Annotated in this window: 12 protein-coding genes and 3 pseudogenes; 11 read left to right on the top strand and 4 right to left on the bottom strand. The window is 52.9% G+C overall.

Features of this window, described 5'->3' with window-relative positions:
- Window positions 1-75: 75 nt before the first annotated feature.
- Window positions 76-1050 carry an ABC transporter substrate-binding protein gene (locus tag A0V43_RS04490; RefSeq protein WP_013145575.1) on the bottom strand — a complete coding sequence of 325 codons (975 nt, stop codon included), beginning with the start codon at window positions 1048-1050 and terminating at the stop codon, window positions 76-78.
- A 200-nt stretch (window positions 1051-1250) separates the two neighbouring features.
- Between A0V43_RS04490 and A0V43_RS04495 the strand changes: the two genes are divergently transcribed.
- The 8 genes and pseudogenes from A0V43_RS04495 (at window position 1251) to A0V43_RS04530 (ending at window position 8623) form a co-directional block, all read left to right on the top strand.
- Window positions 1251-2300, top strand: a complete 1050-nt coding sequence (locus A0V43_RS04495) for a FecCD family ABC transporter permease (protein WP_128577974.1) — start codon at window positions 1251-1253, stop codon at window positions 2298-2300.
- Window positions 2248-3300: a FecCD family ABC transporter permease gene (locus tag A0V43_RS04500; RefSeq protein ID WP_020756817.1), complete on the top strand. Its 1053-nt coding sequence runs from the start codon at window positions 2248-2250 to the stop codon at window positions 3298-3300. Before A0V43_RS04495 ends, A0V43_RS04500 begins: the two co-directional genes overlap by 53 nt.
- 12 nt (window positions 3301-3312) lie before the next feature.
- Window positions 3313-4125: an ABC transporter ATP-binding protein gene (locus A0V43_RS04505; protein WP_063192484.1), complete on the top strand. Its 813-nt coding sequence runs from the start codon at window positions 3313-3315 to the stop codon at window positions 4123-4125.
- Window positions 4125-4860: pseudogene (locus A0V43_RS20980) on the top strand (IucA/IucC family C-terminal-domain containing protein). The gene A0V43_RS04505 and the pseudogene A0V43_RS20980 overlap by 1 nt, the downstream one beginning before the upstream one ends.
- Window positions 4857-6962 (top strand): annotated as a pseudogene (locus A0V43_RS04515) (putative bifunctional diguanylate cyclase/phosphodiesterase); the annotation flags it as partial. The pseudogenes A0V43_RS20980 and A0V43_RS04515, both read left to right, overlap by 4 nt.
- Window positions 6963-7048: 86 nt before the next feature.
- Window positions 7049-7351 (top strand): DUF5634 family protein, encoded by a 303-nt coding sequence (locus tag A0V43_RS04520; protein WP_033005359.1) that lies wholly within the window; start codon window positions 7049-7051, stop codon window positions 7349-7351.
- A 48-nt stretch (window positions 7352-7399) separates the two neighbouring features.
- Entirely contained in the window at window positions 7400-7861 is a 462-nt protein-coding gene (locus A0V43_RS04525) for a GNAT family N-acetyltransferase (protein WP_020754740.1), read from the top strand.
- A 135-nt stretch (window positions 7862-7996) separates the two neighbouring features.
- Complete coding sequence (locus A0V43_RS04530; protein WP_063192485.1) at window positions 7997-8623, top strand: histidine phosphatase family protein; 627 nt, start codon at window positions 7997-7999, stop codon at window positions 8621-8623.
- Between the two features lie 205 nt (window positions 8624-8828).
- Here the strand turns inward: A0V43_RS04530 and A0V43_RS04535 are convergent, their stop codons facing one another.
- The 3 genes from A0V43_RS04535 to A0V43_RS04545 are packed head-to-tail and all read right to left on the bottom strand — an operon-like array spanning window position 8829 to window position 11173.
- Entirely contained in the window at window positions 8829-10223 is a 1395-nt protein-coding gene (locus A0V43_RS04535) for a nucleoside recognition domain-containing protein (protein ID WP_063192486.1), read from the bottom strand.
- Window positions 10192-10926: a FeoB small GTPase domain-containing protein gene (locus A0V43_RS04540; protein WP_015374649.1), complete on the bottom strand. Its 735-nt coding sequence runs from the start codon at window positions 10924-10926 to the stop codon at window positions 10192-10194. The genes A0V43_RS04535 and A0V43_RS04540 overlap by 32 nt, the downstream gene beginning before the upstream one ends.
- Window positions 10919-11173, bottom strand: a complete 255-nt coding sequence (locus A0V43_RS04545; protein WP_013145563.1) for a FeoA family protein — start codon at window positions 11171-11173, stop codon at window positions 10919-10921. Before A0V43_RS04545 ends, A0V43_RS04540 begins: the two co-directional genes overlap by 8 nt.
- A gap of 237 nt (window positions 11174-11410) precedes the next feature.
- On the opposite strand from A0V43_RS04545, the pseudogene A0V43_RS04550 reads away from it, so the two are divergent.
- The 3 genes and pseudogenes from A0V43_RS04550 (at window position 11411) to A0V43_RS04555 (ending at window position 15793) form a co-directional block, all read left to right on the top strand.
- A pseudogene (locus A0V43_RS04550) lies at window positions 11411-13398 on the top strand (acetoacetate--CoA ligase).
- Window positions 13399-13574: 176 nt separating this feature from the next.
- Window positions 13575-14270 carry a GAF domain-containing protein gene (locus A0V43_RS20200; RefSeq protein ID WP_236930923.1) on the top strand — a complete coding sequence of 232 codons (696 nt, stop codon included), beginning with the start codon at window positions 13575-13577 and terminating at the stop codon, window positions 14268-14270.
- Between the two features lie 20 nt (window positions 14271-14290).
- A complete protein-coding gene (locus A0V43_RS04555; protein WP_236931010.1) occupies window positions 14291-15793 on the top strand; it encodes a helix-turn-helix domain-containing protein in 1503 nt (500 codons plus the stop codon).
- Window positions 15794-15813: the final 20 nt, after the last annotated feature.

Below are 15813 nucleotides of genomic sequence, written 5' to 3' on the forward strand. Positions count from 1 at the left end.
AAGGCAGTGCGTTTTCATAAGAAAAAAAGAAGACGATGCAAAGGAAGAAGAGGCTTTGCATCGCCTTTCACTGCATTACTGGCCTTGCAGAAAATATTTTTCAATATCATCCAACATCAAGTGGGCCGCAAGTACTCCGCCAGCCGTGTTCCAAATCGTGTCGCTCACTTTGTACACCTTGCCTTGTTTCGCGACGTTTAAGTTTTGAAAGAGCGGGTCGTTGATCCATTCTTTTTCAAGTTCGCTCGCTTTGCCGTCCCCCGTCTCATATGTAAAGTAGAACAGGATGTCGCCATCCATTGCTGGAATGCGTTCTTTCGTCACGCCGGTTTCCGCAAAGTCGTTTACGTTTTGCGATTCCGGGCGGGCGAAGCCAAGTTGATCCAAAATGACGCCGGAGAACGAGTCTTTATGGTAAATGCGCACGTCGCCGGCCATAAAGCGGACGATCGATACTTTCATCTTCAGCTTGTCGCCAAGTTTTGCTTTTAAGTCTTCAATGCGTTTGTCATATTCAGCAATGATTTGTTTCCCTTTTTCCTCTTGGTTCACAGCTTTCGCATACAGCATAAAGTTGTCTTTCCAGTTGCCGCGCAGCGTTTCTGAGAACACGGTCGGGGCGATTTGGTTCAACTGTTCATAAATTTTTTCATGGCGCAGTTTGTTGCCGATAATCAAATCTGGTTTCAAGGCGGCGATCGCTTCCACGTTCGGCTCTGACTCCAAACCGAGCTCTTTGACGCCTTCCATTTTATCTTTAATATGGTCGTACCACGGATCGCCCGTCCACGATTTGACGGCGCCGACTGGTTTCACGCCTAGCGCGAGCAGCGCTTCCGTTCCTTCGTTCGTTAAAATGACGACTCGTTTTGGCGTTCCTTTGATTTCGGCCGTGCCCATGGCGTGTTCGACCGTGTAGCTCACTTCCGCTTTCGCCCCATTGTTTTCCGCTGGTTTGGCTGTTTTTTCTTCCTGCTTTCCGCCGCAGCCGGCAAGAAGCAGGAGGGAAAGGATGAAGGCGGAAAGAAGGGTGAGATGCCTTGATTTCATTAGCTAATCCCCCTTTGAATTTGATAATGAATTTCATTTACGTTGATATAATAAATAAAATTGAGAATCATTGTCAACTATAAATGAAAAAAATGATAAAAAAATCATAAGAAAATGCGAAAAAACATTGACGATGAGAGTCATTATCAAATAGACTTGACGATAGAGATATAGAGAATGAAGCAAGGGAGATCTCAGAGATGCTGTCGACAAACCGTCAAAAAATGGTTGGCCTCATCGGTTTGCTGATTGTGCTGCTTGCCGCCATGTGGATGAGCATCGTTTGTGGATATACCGACACGAGTTGGCGGCAGGCGATGGCGGCTCTTATCGACAATAACGGATCGAACGCCCATTTAGTCGTGGCGACGGTTCGGCTGCCGCGAGCGTTGATTGCGGCAGTCGTTGGCGCAAGCCTAGCGATGGCTGGGGCGCTCATGCAAGCGCTGACGCGAAACCCGCTCGCTTCGCCAGGCATTTTCGGCATTAACGCCGGGGCCGGTTTTTTCATTGTTGTGATGGTCACCTTTTTTTCCATTTCTTCATTGCAAATGTTGTCATGGATCGCGTTTATTGGGGCGGCGGCCGCGGCGGCGATCGTGTTTGTGATCAGCGCCGCAGGGAAAGACGGGCTGACACCGCTGAAGATGACGCTTGCCGGCACGGCGGTCGCGGCTTTATTTGCCTCGCTGACGCAAGGAATGCTGGCGATGAATGAAAAAGCGCTTGAAGAAGTGCTCTTTTGGCTGGCCGGGTCGGTCGCTGGCCGGAAGCTCGAGTTGTTGACGGCCGTTTTTCCGTATTTGGCGGCCGCCTGGGCTGGGGCCATGCTGCTGGCGCGCCATGTCAACATCTTAATGATGGGAGACGATGTAGCGAAAGGACTCGGACAGCGAACGAATTTGATCAAGGCTGCCGCCGTTCTGTTAGTCGTGCTGCTGGCTGGCGGATCGGTCGCCGTCGCCGGTCCGATCGGCTTTATCGGTATCATGGTGCCGCATATGGCGCGGGCGTTGGCCGGCGTCGACCACCGCTGGCTGCTCCCGTATTGCGCCTTGCTCGGCGGGATTTTGCTTCTTATGGCCGATATTGGGGCGCGCTACGTTCTGATGCCGCGCGAAGTGCCGGTCGGCATCGTCACCGCCTTGCTCGGCGTTCCATTTTTCATCTACATTGCCCGCAGGGGATCGCCGCAAAATGAAAAAATACATCACGGTCCGAATGGGAAAACACATCTCGTTTTTCTATGACAAAAAAGCTGTTGCGGTGCTCGCCGCGCTCATAGCAGCGGCCGTCTTCCTTTTCGTTATCAGCATTGGCAGCGGCGAAATGCGCATGTCCCCGCTTGAGGCCGCTGCCGCGCTGTTCGGATACGGAGAGGAAATTCATCAGACGGTGATTGTGACGTTCCGCCTGCCGCGCGTATTGGTTGCCTGGATGGCGGGGATGGCGCTGGCTGTCGCCGGCGCGGTTTTGCAAGGAATGGTGCGCAATCCGCTCGCTTCACCGGATGTGCTCGGCATCACCGGCGGAGCGGTGGCCGCGGTTGTTGGCTTTTTGGCGCTGTTTAGCGATGAAAACAACTCTCTCACCGTCAGCATCCACTGGCTGCCGCTTGCCGCCTTTCTCGGCGCTACGGCCGCTGCTTGGCTCGTATATATGCTGGCGTGGAAAAACGGCCTCGCCCCGCTTCGGCTCGTGCTTGTCGGCATCGGCGTTTCTGCGCTCATGCAGGCGTTGACGACACTGTTGATGATCACAGGACCCATCTATCGGGCGAGCCAGGCAAACGTGTGGATTACGGGCAGTGTGTATGGTGCTTCTTGGCAACACGTTTCGCTCATGGCGCCATGGGTCATCGGACTGCTCCTTGTGGCGATGTTGGCCGCGCGGCATGTCAATGTGCAGGAGCTGGGCGATGAGCTGGCGATTGGGCTTGGCGGGGCGGTCGAACGGCAACGGCTAGGACTTGTTTTGCTTAGCACCGCGCTCACCGGCGGCGCGGTCGCTTTCGCCGGCGGCATCGGCTTTGTCGGGCTGATGGCGCCGCATATGGCGCGCCGCCTTGTCGGTTCGGCGTTTGGCGCGCTTCTTCCGACCGCTGCGCTGTTAGGCGGTGTGTTCGTCATGGGGGCGGATTTGGCTGGGCGGCTGCTTTTGGCGCCGACGGAAATTCCGGCCGGAGTGTTTACCGCGGCGATTGGAGCACCGTATTTCATTTATTTATTGTACCGAAGTCGGAAATTATAAGGAGGGATGCGCATGCATGGGTTGCAGGCGAAAGAGTTGACGCTATCCTATGGCGAGGCGATCGTGATTGACCGGTTGCATTTGACGATTCCGAAAGGAAAAATCACGGTGTTCATCGGCGCGAACGGCTGCGGCAAGTCGACGTTGCTGTGCGCCTTGGCCCGGCTGCTAAAACCAACAAGCGGCGCTGTGCTGCTGGATGGAAAAGAAATCGCCAAACAGCCGACAAAAGAAATCGCCCGCCGGCTCGCCATTTTGCCGCAGTCACCTGTCGCTCCGGAAGGACTGACCGTTTTGCAACTTGTGAAGCAAGGGCGCTACCCGTATCAAACGTGGTTCAAGCAATGGAGTGACGAAGATGAGCGCGCCGTTGCGCGCGCCTTGGCGGCCACAGGGCTGAAAGAGCTTGCCGAGCGGCCGGTTGATTCGCTGTCCGGTGGCCAGCGCCAACGCGCACGGATTGCCATGACGCTGGCGCAAGAAACAGACATCATCTTGCTTGACGAGCCGACGACGTATTTGGATCTCGCGCATCAAATTGACATTTTAGATTTATTGTTTGAGCTGAATGAAAAAGAACGGCGGACGATCGTCATGGTGCTTCACGATTTAAATTTGGCGTGCCGCTATGCGCATCATCTCGTCGCCATTCGCAACAAAACGGTGTACGCCGAAGGGAAGCCGGAGGATGTCATTTCCCGCCAGCTCGTGAAAGATGTGTTCCAAATGGATTGCCAAATCACGTATGATCCGCTCTTTGGCACTCCGCTTTGCATTCCGTACGGCAAAGGGCGGCGCATCCTACAGAAAGAAGGCGTATCGTGATGAGGTTAAGTGAAGAAGAAGTGAAAGCGTTGGAAACGTACCGTTTTTCGAGCGAAGCTGCTGATGTCTCGTCATCGATGTTGTTGGCCTGGCTGCTGAATGATGACGGGCAGCTCGCGAAGTATGTGGCGCACGTCCACGCCGAGATGGGGCGGCAAACGACGCGGTTGCCGCTTCGATGCTCGTCAAGCGCCTAAGCTTTTTGGCGCCGATGGCCTTATACGCCATGTCGGTGTGGAACAAGCGGCTTGTGCTCGATCCTGAGCGAATTTGGCTTGATACGGACGGCGAAGGGGAAATGTGGATGCCGCGCTTTCGCCTTGCGTCGCCGGAAGCGGAGATGTGCGGCATTGAGCGCAGCCGCTGGCGCGAGCAAGCCGTTCGCGACGTGTTCGCCGGCTTGTTCGCTCCGCTCATCGCTCGGTTGCGGCGTCTGACGCGCGTATCGCCGCTCGTCTTATGGGAAAATGTCGCGATTTACGTGTATTGGGTATATGAACGTTGGCTTGAGGATGAGTCGCTTGCCCCGGTCGCCGACCGGCTGCGCGATGATTTTTATTTCCTTGTTTATGACGCAGACGGCCGCCTGTTTGGCCAAAAAGACAATCCGCTCCGTCGCTTTTGGAAAGGCGCGAGCGGCATGCAGCGGACGACGTGCTGCCTGTACGTGAAAACAAATGGGGAACGTGCTGTCAAACGTGTCCCATTCGCGCCCGCCAACGGCAAACCGGGTGACCGGAAGGCCGCCGGCGGGCAGTTCCATATTTTTGACAAAATGTTTGCGAAATTTGTTGATTTTTGTCGTGATTTTCGTGAAAATGGAAGTGTGGACATCGCTTATTTTGGTGAAACGGCGAGGTAGCTTGCATGGACAAATATACGGCCTTTTTTCATCACTTCACAGAAGCAGTGGTCATCTTGAATTTGCAAGGCGTGATCATTTACAACAATCCGGCTTTTGCCGGCTTGGCGCTGAGTGAAGAAGAACAGAGGACGCTGTCCGTCGAAGGACGGGCGTTGGTTGAACGGGTGAAACAGCGCCCGGCTGCCTTTCGCTGGGAGTTGCTTGACGGCTTATTGGTTGCGGGCGTGTCGCCGATCATCGGTGAAAACGGACAGACGGCCGCTGTCCTATGCGTTCTTCGCCGCCAAGCGGAGGAGCGCGGCCTGCAAGCGCGGCTTGCCGAAGCGGAACGGCGTCTGCAGCTGATTGTTGAGCATTCGAACGATTACGTGTTGATTTTTTCTCCTAATCGTGAATTGTCATACATTCCGCCGTCATGGAAGCGAAAAACAAACAAGCGTCTTCCAGTGTCATACGAAGAGGTGCTGACGTTTGTCCACCCTGATGACGCCCCGGTCGTGGCACAAAAATTGGCTGAGCTGTACGATACATACGAAACGCAATCCGCCGAATTTCGCAAGCAAGGCGAGAAAGGCGAATGGGTTTGGATGGAGGCGCAAGGGAAGGCGATCATCGATGAAGCGGGGACGCTCGATTGCGTCATTGTGACCGTGAAAAACATCAGCGAGCGGAAGCGGTACGAAGAAAAGCTCCGTCAGCTTGCCTATTTCGATTCGCTCACGGGCATCGCCAACCGCAGCTATTTCGAGCGGCATATTCATGAGCTGATCGCGAGTCAGACGCCGTTTGCTCTTTGTTATTTGGATTTTGACAAATTCAAATGGATCAACGATCATTTTTCCCATCAAGCCGGCGATTATTTTTTGCGCGAGGCGGTCAAGCGCGTCGAGCGGGCGTTGCGTCCCGGCGACTTTTTTGCCCGCATCGGCGGTGATGAGTTTGTTCTCTTGCTGCCAAACATCACGAAAACGGAGATGACCACCTTGGCCGAGCGGCTTGTCAGTTCGTTTCACGAGCCGTTTTATTACGACAAACAGCTCATCCAATCGACCTTATCGATCGGCATCGCTTTTTTCCCGAAAGACAGCGATCGGATCGAGCAAGTGATGAAATACGCTGATCAAGCGCTGTACGAAGTGAAAGAGCGGGGGCGGAACGGCTATGCCTTTTATCGCCCGACCGAGCATCGGCAGGCGGTGATCGAGCAAGATTTGCCGTTTGCTATTATGCGCGGGCAGTTGTATTTATGCTATCAGCCGAAAGTGCAGCTCGCGAAAGGAAAGGCGATGGGGTTGAGGCGCTGTTGCGCTGGCGCCACCCGGCGCTTGGCGACATTCCGCCGCTCGATTTCATTCCGTTGGCGGAGGAAAGCGGGTTTATTTTTGAAATTACATTATGGGTGTTGGAACTGGCGTGCCGCCAAGTGAAAGAATGGGAAAGAAAATTTCCCGGACTGAAGTTAGCGGTTAATTTATCGCCGTTTTTGCTCAACCGCCCCGAACTTGTCGAGCATGTGAAGCGCATTTTGCGCGAGACGGGGCTTGCGCCTAACCGGCTCATTTTGGAAGTGACGGAGAGTGGATTGATGGAAAACATTGAGACCGGCAGGCACATTTTAACCGAACTGCAGCGACTTGGCGTACAGGCGGCGATCGATGACTTTGGAACCGGTTTTTCATCATTGGCTTACATCCGCAATTTGCCGGTGTCGCTGTTGAAAATCGACCGCAGTTTTATTCAAGGCATTGCGGAAAACTCGAAAGATGCCACGATTGTCGATACGATCATTCATTTAGCCAAAAGTTTGGATATTGAAGTGTTGGCGGAGGGAGTCGAGACGGAGTCACAAGTGGCGCTTCTTTCGCAAATGCATTGCGACTATGCGCAAGGATTTTATTTCAGCCGTTCGCTTGAAGCGGAAAAGCTGCAACAATGGCTGGAAGAACACAACCGCAACGCTTGCGGCGAACCGCCGGCGTAGCCGATCTTTTCCGTTCATTCTTTTCCTCGTTTTTCCGCACACTAACATTGAGCATGGGCAAAGAGGAGGAAACGAAGATGGAATTTGCGCCAAGAAGCGTTGTGATCGAGGAGTTCATCGACACGCTCGAGCCGATGATGGAAGCCTATGGACTCGACCAAGTCGGCATTTTTGAAGAGCATGGTGAAGGCAATCGCTATTATGTCGGCTATACGATCAACAAAGACGATGAGATGATCACCATTCACATGCCGTTTGTAAAAAACGAACGCGGTGAACTGGCGCTTGAGAAGCAGGAATGGACCGTTCGAAAAGACGGTCGGGAGAAAAAAGGCTTTCATTCGCTGCAAGAGGCGATAGAAGAAGTGATTCATTCATGACAAGCGGCCGGGCTCGGCCGCTTTTTCGCCATCGAAAGGGAGAGGAGCATGATTGCGGAACTTCACATAACAGACGACGAAACGGCTGCTGCGGTGCTGCACCTACAACGGCGCGCGTATACGATCGAGGCGCAGCTCATCGGCAGCAAGGCGCTCCCGCCGCTTCGCGATACGATCGCTTCTCTGCAACGATGCGGCGAGCGCTTTTTCGGCTATTGTCAAGGCGGGCGGCTCGTTGGGGCGATCGCCTATGAGCGAAGCGGCCCGACGCTTCACCTTTGCCGGCTGATGGTCGATCCGGATTGTTTCCGCCAAGGGATCGCCAGTGCGTTGCTTGCCTTTGTCATCAAGCAAGAGCCATCGGCATGCGAAATGGTTGTAACGACCGGCAGCGGCAACACGCCGGCCATTCGTTTTTACAAACGTCATGGGTTTCAAGTGATTGAGGAGAGGGAGACGCCGGAAGGAATCAGACTGACAAAGCTTGTGAAAAGGAATATCAAAAGCTGAACATTACTTGTGTCGAGGCGCTAGGTCCGGCGGCCGCGTTGCCAACGGCATTCAAGCGGCAGTGGAAACGGACAATAGCGAATCGGCTGCACTTCGTCTGTAGTAGATTGATAGAGGGGAGACGTACGGAAGGATATGACGACAACATTGTATTTAACAAGACATGGGGAAACAAAGTGGAACGTCGAAAAGCGGATGCAAGGCTGGCAAGACTCGCCGCTCACGGAAAAAGGGCGGCAAGACGCCATGCGGCTTGGAAAGCGGCTTGAAGCGGTGGAATTGGCTGCGATTTACACAAGCACAAGCGGCCGGGCGCTTGAGACGGCGGAGATTGTCCGCGGCGGGCGGCTCATTCCGATCTATCAAGACGAGCGGCTGCGCGAGATTCATCTTGGCGATTGGGAAGGAAAGACGCATGACGAGATTCGGCAAATGGATTCGGTTGCGTTCGACCATTTTTGGAACGCGCCCCACCTGTACGCTCCAAAGCGTGGCGAGCGGTTTTGCGACGTGCAGCAGCGGGCGCTTGAAGCGGTGCGGCGCATCATCGAGCGGCACGAGGGAGAAACGGTGTTAATCGTCACTCACGGCGTCGTGCTGAAAACGCTCGTGGCGGCGTTCAAAGGCGCGCCGCTTGACCAGCTTTGGGCGCCGCCGTATATGTACGGCACGAGTGTGACGATTGTGGAGGCGGATGGGAAGGGGTTTTGCGTTGTCGTGGAAGGGGACGCATCCCATGTGGAGGAAGTAAAAGAAGTATAGAGGGTTGGTGAGTTAGTTCAAAAGGTTGCTGATCTCAGGCATTTTGTAATGGGAGAAAGCTCTGTGAGATCGTCTTTCTTTTTGGCGAGATATCGCTTGGTTTGCACGTGACCGTCCATATTCATCGGCCTTATCATGGATGGAGGTTTCATTTAATTAAAAAAACAGCCCCGTTTCCCTCGATCGGGAAGCAGGGCTGCGTCGTTTATACGAGCCCGAGCCATCTCGCCAGCTGTGCGGTCGTAAAGGTGACCGCAATGGCAATCGCTGTCGGCAAGGCAAAGGCGACGAACGTCCATTTCGCGCTTTTCGTTTCTTTGTAAATGTTGACGAGCGTCGTGCCGCATGGGTAGTGAAGCAGGGAAAACAGCATCATATTGAGGGCGGTGAGCCACGTCCAGCCGTGGTCGAGCAAAATTTGTTTTAGAGAATGCAGGCCATCGACTTCCGTGAGCGCCCCCGCGGATAAATAGCCCATCAGCAAAATCGGCACGACAATTTCATTGGCTGGCAAGCCTAAAATGAACGCCATCAAAATGTAGCCATCCAATCCCAATGCTTTGGCAAATGGGTCAAGCCAGTCGGCTAAATACGCCAGCACGGTCGTATCTCCCACGTGAACGTTGCCGAGCACCCATGTCAGAATGCCGGCCGGCGCCGCAACCGTTACCGCCCGTTTCAGCACATAGAGTGATTTGTCGAGGGTGGCCCGGATGATCGTCTCCATGATTTTCGGGCGTCGGTACGGCGGCAGCTCCAACGTGTAATGGGTCGGAATGCCGCGCAAGGCCGTCTTGGATAAGACCCATGAAACGGTCAACGTGACGACGATGCCAAACAACACCATGGCGACGACCACACCCGCCGTAACGAACGTTTTCCATCCGCCTGTATAGCCGGCTGCCATAAATAAGGAGGAAAGCAGGATCAGCGTTGGCCAACGTCCATTGCAGGGGACGAAGTTGTTGGTCAAAATGGCCAGCATTCGTTCGCGCGGTGATTCGATAATGCGCGTCGACATGATGGCCGCCGCGTTGCAGCCGAAGCCCATCGCCATCGTCAACGACTGTTTGCCGTGTGCGCCCGCCTTTTTAAACAGCCGATCCATATTAAAGGCGACGCGCGGCAAGTAGCCATAATTTTCGAGCAAAGCGAATACGGGAAAGAAAATCGCCATCGGCGGCAGCATCACGCTGACGACCCAAGCCGTGCCGCGGTATAGGCCAAGTACAATGAGGCCGTGCAACCAGTCGGGGGCGTGAATCGCTTGAAAGGCCATGGTGAGATACGTTTCGATCGTTCCGAACAAGCGGGCGAGCGAATCGGAAAATACGTTGGCGCCGGCGATCGTCATGTAAAGGACAGCGGCGAGAAGCGCCAGCATAATTGGAAATCCCCACCGCTTCGACGTGACGATCCGGTCAATTTGTTCCGTTCGATCGCATTTTGCGACCGCTGTATGCGTGACACATTCTTGAGAAAGCGCAGCTGACGTTTGGAAAATGGCAGAAACGATCTGTTCACGCGTGTCAGCCGGTGCTAATGACTTGGCTTCTTTCATTAGCTGGTCAAACTGATTTGACAGATCCGCAGCAGGCATACGCGTTCCCCTCCTTGATCAATGGTTGCGGCGGTTGTTTCAGCGCTTGAAGCAGCGATGTATCGCCGTCAAGGAGACGAAGAGCGATCCAGCGAGCAGGATACGTGTCTCCCATTACGTCTTTCACGAGTGGAAGAAGTTTGGCAATGCCTCGTTCGATTTCCGGGCTGTACCGGATGGAAAGCGGATTGGTGTTGATGCGGCCATGCGCCATGGCATCCACTGTATCAAGCAGTGCATCGATTCCTTCCCGGTTGCGGGCCGAGATCGGCACGACCGGCACGCCGAGTTTGGCGGCTAATTTTTTTGTATGGATATGAATGCCTTTCTTTTTCGCTTCATCCATCAAATTGATAGCGATAATGACGCGGTCGGTCATTTCCAATACTTGAAGCGCTAGATTCAAGTTGCGTTCTAATGCCGTAGCGTCGACCACAACGATCGTAACGTCAGGACGTTGAAACAGGAGAAAATCCCGCGCCACCTCTTCATCGGCTGAATTGGAATAGAGCGAATACGTTCCCGGCAAGTCGACGATCCGGTACAATGTGCCGCGGTGGCGGCATTCTCCTTCGGCATGAGTGACCGTTTTCCCGGGCCAGTTGCCGGTATGTTGGCGCAGGCCCGTTAAGACGTTGAACAACGTGCTTTTGCCGGTGTTCGGATTTCCCATTAAGGCAATCGTATACGTCATATCAGTCATGGTGGATCTTCTCCCCGTAAATATAGTCGCTTTCTTCTTTCCTTAATGCGATCGTCGTTCCACAAACGCGATAGGCGGTCGGGTCGCCAAGCGGGCTTCTTTGTCCAACCTTCACTTCCCCGCCGGGTACAAATCCCAAATCAAGCAACCGCCTTTTTAACATAGGATCAGGAACATCAACCTTTTCGATGCGAAATCGATCGCCCGGTTTCATATCGGAGAGGCGGCAACGTTTTCCTTGTGCCATAAAAGTTTCCCTCCGTTTAATATTTTTTACTAAAGACATTTTTTTTGCTTAGACCAACTTTTGAATTTATCATATTCCAGTTGCCTCGCTGTTGTCAACAAATTTGTTTCATCTTTTTCTGACAGAGTTGTCGAACCAACAACTATTCAAAACAGTAGGAAATCATGTTATCATATGAATAGTCTGAACAAATTATCGGCAGAAAGGCGGTGACGGCGTCCATTGACGCACGATGAAATGAAAGCGATTACGGAAGGGACGATTCTTTGGCAGCCGACGGAGGAACAAATCAAGAGCTCCAACCTTTATCGATATATGGAGTGGTTGAGAGAACAGAAAGGGCTCTCCTTCTCTTCGTACCGCGAGCTATGGACATGGTCAGTCGAGGAGCTTGAGTCATTTTGGGAAACGGTTTGGGAATATTGTGGTGTTCAGGCGGCAACGCCATATGAGTGCGTGCTGCGGGAGCGGAAGATGCCAGGGGCGGAATGGTTTCCAGGCGCTGCGCTCAACTATGCGAAACATATTTTCCGGCATGCGCGCGCCGACCGCCCGGCCATCATTTTCCGCTCGGAACGCGTGCCGTACCGGGAAGTGTCCTGGCAGGAGCTCGGTGAAAAAACGGCGGCGATCGCCAAAGCATTGCGAGCGATGGGAGTGAAGCGCGGCGATCGCGTCGTCGCGTATATGCCGAATATCCCCGAGACAGTGATGGCGTTTTTGGCGTGCGCCTCGATCGGCGCCATTTGGTCCAGTTGCTCGCCGGATTTTGGCGCCGGCAGCGTCATTGACCGGTTCGCGCAAATCGAGCCGACCGTGTTGTTTGCGGTCGACGGCTGCCAATACAACGGCAAAGAATTTGACAAAATGCCGGTCGTATCCGAATTGCGCGCCAAGTTGCCGTCATTGAAAAAGACCGTGCTGCTTCCGTATTGGCGCGGGCAGATGGAGGCTCCGGATGAGGGCGTCGTGCTGTGGGATGATGTCGTGGCGGACAAGGCGGAGCTCGTCTATGAAGGCGTTCCGTTTCGTCATCCGCTTTGGATTTTGTATTCCTCGGGAACGACCGGCTTGCCGAAGCCGATTGTCCAAGGGCATGGCGGCATTTTGCTTGAGCATTTAAAAGCGCTCACGATTTCCGAAAACTTGACGAAAGACAGCACGTTTTTCTGGTTTACGACGACTGGATGGATGATGTGGAACTTTTTGATCGGCGGGTTGCTGGCCGGGTCGACCATCGTGCTTTATGACGGCAGTCCGACGTACCCAGACGGCAATGTCTTATGGGATCTTGCCGAGAAAGCAGGCATCACCCATTTCGGCACGAGCGCGGCGTTTATCAACATCTGCATGAAGCTCGGCCTGAAGCCGAAAGAGCAATATGACTTATCGAAGCTCAAAGCCGTGCTCTCGACCGGCTCGCCGCTGACGGTCGAAGGGTTCGCTTGGGTGTATGAAAATGTCAAGGACGATATTTGTCTCGCGTCATGCAGCGGGGGAACGGATGTGTGCACCGCGTTTGTCGTCGGCTCCCCCATTTTGCCGGTGCGCGCCGGCGTCCTCTCGTGCCGCGCGTTGGGCGCGGATGTGCAGGCGTTTGACGAAAACGGCCGGCCGCTTGTCAATGAAGTCGGTGAACTTGTCATCACAAAACCAATGCCGTCGATGCCGCTCTTTTTCTGGAACGATCCAGACGGCGAACGGTATCGGAACAGCTATTTTGACACGTACCCGGGCGTCTGGAAGCACGGCGACTGGATTAAAATTGACGAACAAGGGGATGCGTCATTTACGGCCGCTCCGACTCGACGATCAACCGCGCCGGCGTCCGCATGGGCACGAGCGAAATTTACCGTGCGGTCGAAGCGGTCGACGGGGTGCTCGAGAGTCTTGTGGTTGACTTGGAAATGATGGGCAAGCAATCGTTCATGCCGCTGTTTGTCGTCCTCAAGCCGGGCGCAGTGCTCGATGACGAGCTGAAAGAACGCATCCGCCAATCGATTCGGCAGCACGTCTCGCCGCGCTTTGTTCCAGATGAAATTTACGAGGTGAAGCAAATTCCGAAAACGCTAAACGGAAAGAAAATGGAGATTCCGATCCGGAAACTGCTCTTAGGCTTCCCGCTCGAAAAGGCAGTCAACCCAGGCTCAATGGCCAATCCAGAGGCGCTCGACTTTTTCCTCGAGCTGGCGAAGACGCTGGCAGCGAAGACGCAGATAAGCTGAAGTCCTTTTCTTGAAACGTGCGAAAGGTTGTTATTAAGTGACGGCGCTTAATAACAACCTTTCTATGTCTAAGACACTCCTTGGCTCATAAGATAAGCCATTGATGTTGCTGGAAGACTTTCTTGAGAGGACGCAAAAATGTAATGCATCAATATTTCTAGGAGGAGGCAAGCACCATGGACGAAAACAAGCGGCAAAAACTGATGAAAAAAATTGAAAATCATTTGCGGACAACAGCGCGGAAACTGGTGAAGTTTAATACGGAAGGGGAAGCGCTGCAATACTTGGTGAACTCGTTTCGTGAGGAACTAGAGTGCGACTTGATTGCGATTGTGCTAAAGGAAGGAGACCATGTTGTTCCGACGTTATATCAAGGAGATTTTCAGCGCGGAATCCCCCATCCCCCGATCGCAATGGCCAATTGTTTGCCGCGGCTGTTTGAAGGAAGCACAACATTTCAAGAGGTGGAAGAGGACAGCCCGTGTTTGCTGATCGAATTGTTGAGGAAAAACGGTATTAAAACGTGGTTCAGCGTTCCCATTAAGGATCAAGAAAGCGAATATGGCATTTGCATGATCGGATTTCGCCGTTATGTTTCTTTGCTGGCCGAGGCGAGGCAACTGTTTGACGATTTTGGCGAAGATGTCGCACTGGCCATTACGGTCGCTCGGAAAAAGGAAACGCAGCGGCGAAAAATGGTCGGTCTCGAGTGGCTTGCTCAACACTTTTCGCTCGATACGCCGCTTGAGCAGTTTGTCGACAAAATCGTTGAACGGGCGGGCAAGGGGACGAATGCGGGCGGCGCCTGTATGTATTTATACAGAGAAGAGGACAACAGCTTCGTTGTTCATCCCCTTTATACGGCAAAGTAGCGAGTCCGAAACAAGTGATGATGAAAAATAACTATCGGGTCAGCGATTATTTCCCCTTCTTGGAGAGACCAGGAGGGGATGAGTTAACGGTGCCGCTTGTTGTCAACTTCAAAACGATCGGCGTCTTGCACGTCGAACGGAAAAACGAAGGGACATTTACAAAAGAAGATGCCGAGGTCTTGGACATGCTGGCGAACTACGTGGCCGTGATGCTGGAAAATGTCCGGCTGTACCAACAGGAGCGGGATCATACCAACCGCTTGCGTTTCCTGCTTCAATACCAACAAAAATTGATGAAAGAAACGATTCGACATGAAGATTTTCACGGTATTACAAAAACAGTAAGCCACATGTTTGATAAAGCGGTCATCGTGTTTGACCGTTTTATGAGGCCAATTGCACATGAACGAAGTGGGCTGAGCGGGCAACAGCTGCAACAAATTGCGAAGCAGGCATTTAATCAAGTGCTAGGGCAAAGCCGTATGGGCGGGCATATCCAGCTCGAAGGATTATCAGATTTATCGATTGCGGTTTGGCCGATTCATAACGGCGGAGATGCGGTCGGCTATTTGGCCATTGAGGCATCTCCAAACGAAATGGATGATTTTTTTCTTCTTGGCGTCGAGTTGGCCCGCAATATTTTTTCGATCCAATTTATGAAACAAAAGCTCGTGTTTGAGACAAAAGAGCAGCTGAAAGACAGTTTTTTGCATAAGTTGTTGGCCGCGGAAATCGAAGATGAAGAGAGCATCATCCAGTACGCCAATGTATTTCAATGGAACATTTTCGAAGAGCATCGGCTTGCTGTGTTGCACTTGCAGATGGATGAATCGAACGGGACGGTTGATTTAGTCAAACAAAATGCGGAGAAGACGGTGCTCTGGAACCGGCTGAAAGTGCGAATTGCCGCCGAGGACTCCAGCTTGTTGTACGGAGCTGTTGAAGACCAATATATTTTGATCGCCCCAGCGGCAAGAGAAAGAAAGAAGCCGGAGAAATATTGGAGCGAATGGCATCAGCGGATAAGCCGATGGATCAACGAAGAGAAGACGTCGTACCGTGTCTTTTTAGGGATCGGTGGAAAGGCCTCGTCGATTGGAGATTATTATGTTTCCTACCGGCAGGCGATGCAGGCGCTGCAAGTGATGATCCGCAATTTTCCCGGAAAAAGCGTGGCGTTTTTTGATGAACTCGGGGCGTATACGGTATTGCACCATTTAAAAGAATTAGAGGCCGCGAAGCTTTTTGTCGACAAATACCTTGGTCCGTTGCTCCGGCATTCCGTGGGGCGGAATGCCGACTGGCTGCAAACGGTGCGCGTATTCCTTGATTGCAACGGCCATTTAACGGAAACTGCTGAAAGGCTGTACATTCACCGCAGCACCCTTCAATATCGTTTGGAAAAGATTGAAGAAATGCTCGGTTTTTCTTTGCAGGGTGCAGAGCAGCGGTTCAACTTGATGATGGCGTTGAAATTATACGACTTATACGGTCTACCTTCCGCCAAAATGCTGAAAAGATAAGCATGTTTTCCTGCATGATG

The sequence above is a fragment of the Geobacillus sp. JS12 genome, assembly GCF_001592395.1.
Classification (GTDB): domain Bacteria; phylum Bacillota; class Bacilli; order Bacillales; family Anoxybacillaceae; genus Geobacillus; species Geobacillus zalihae.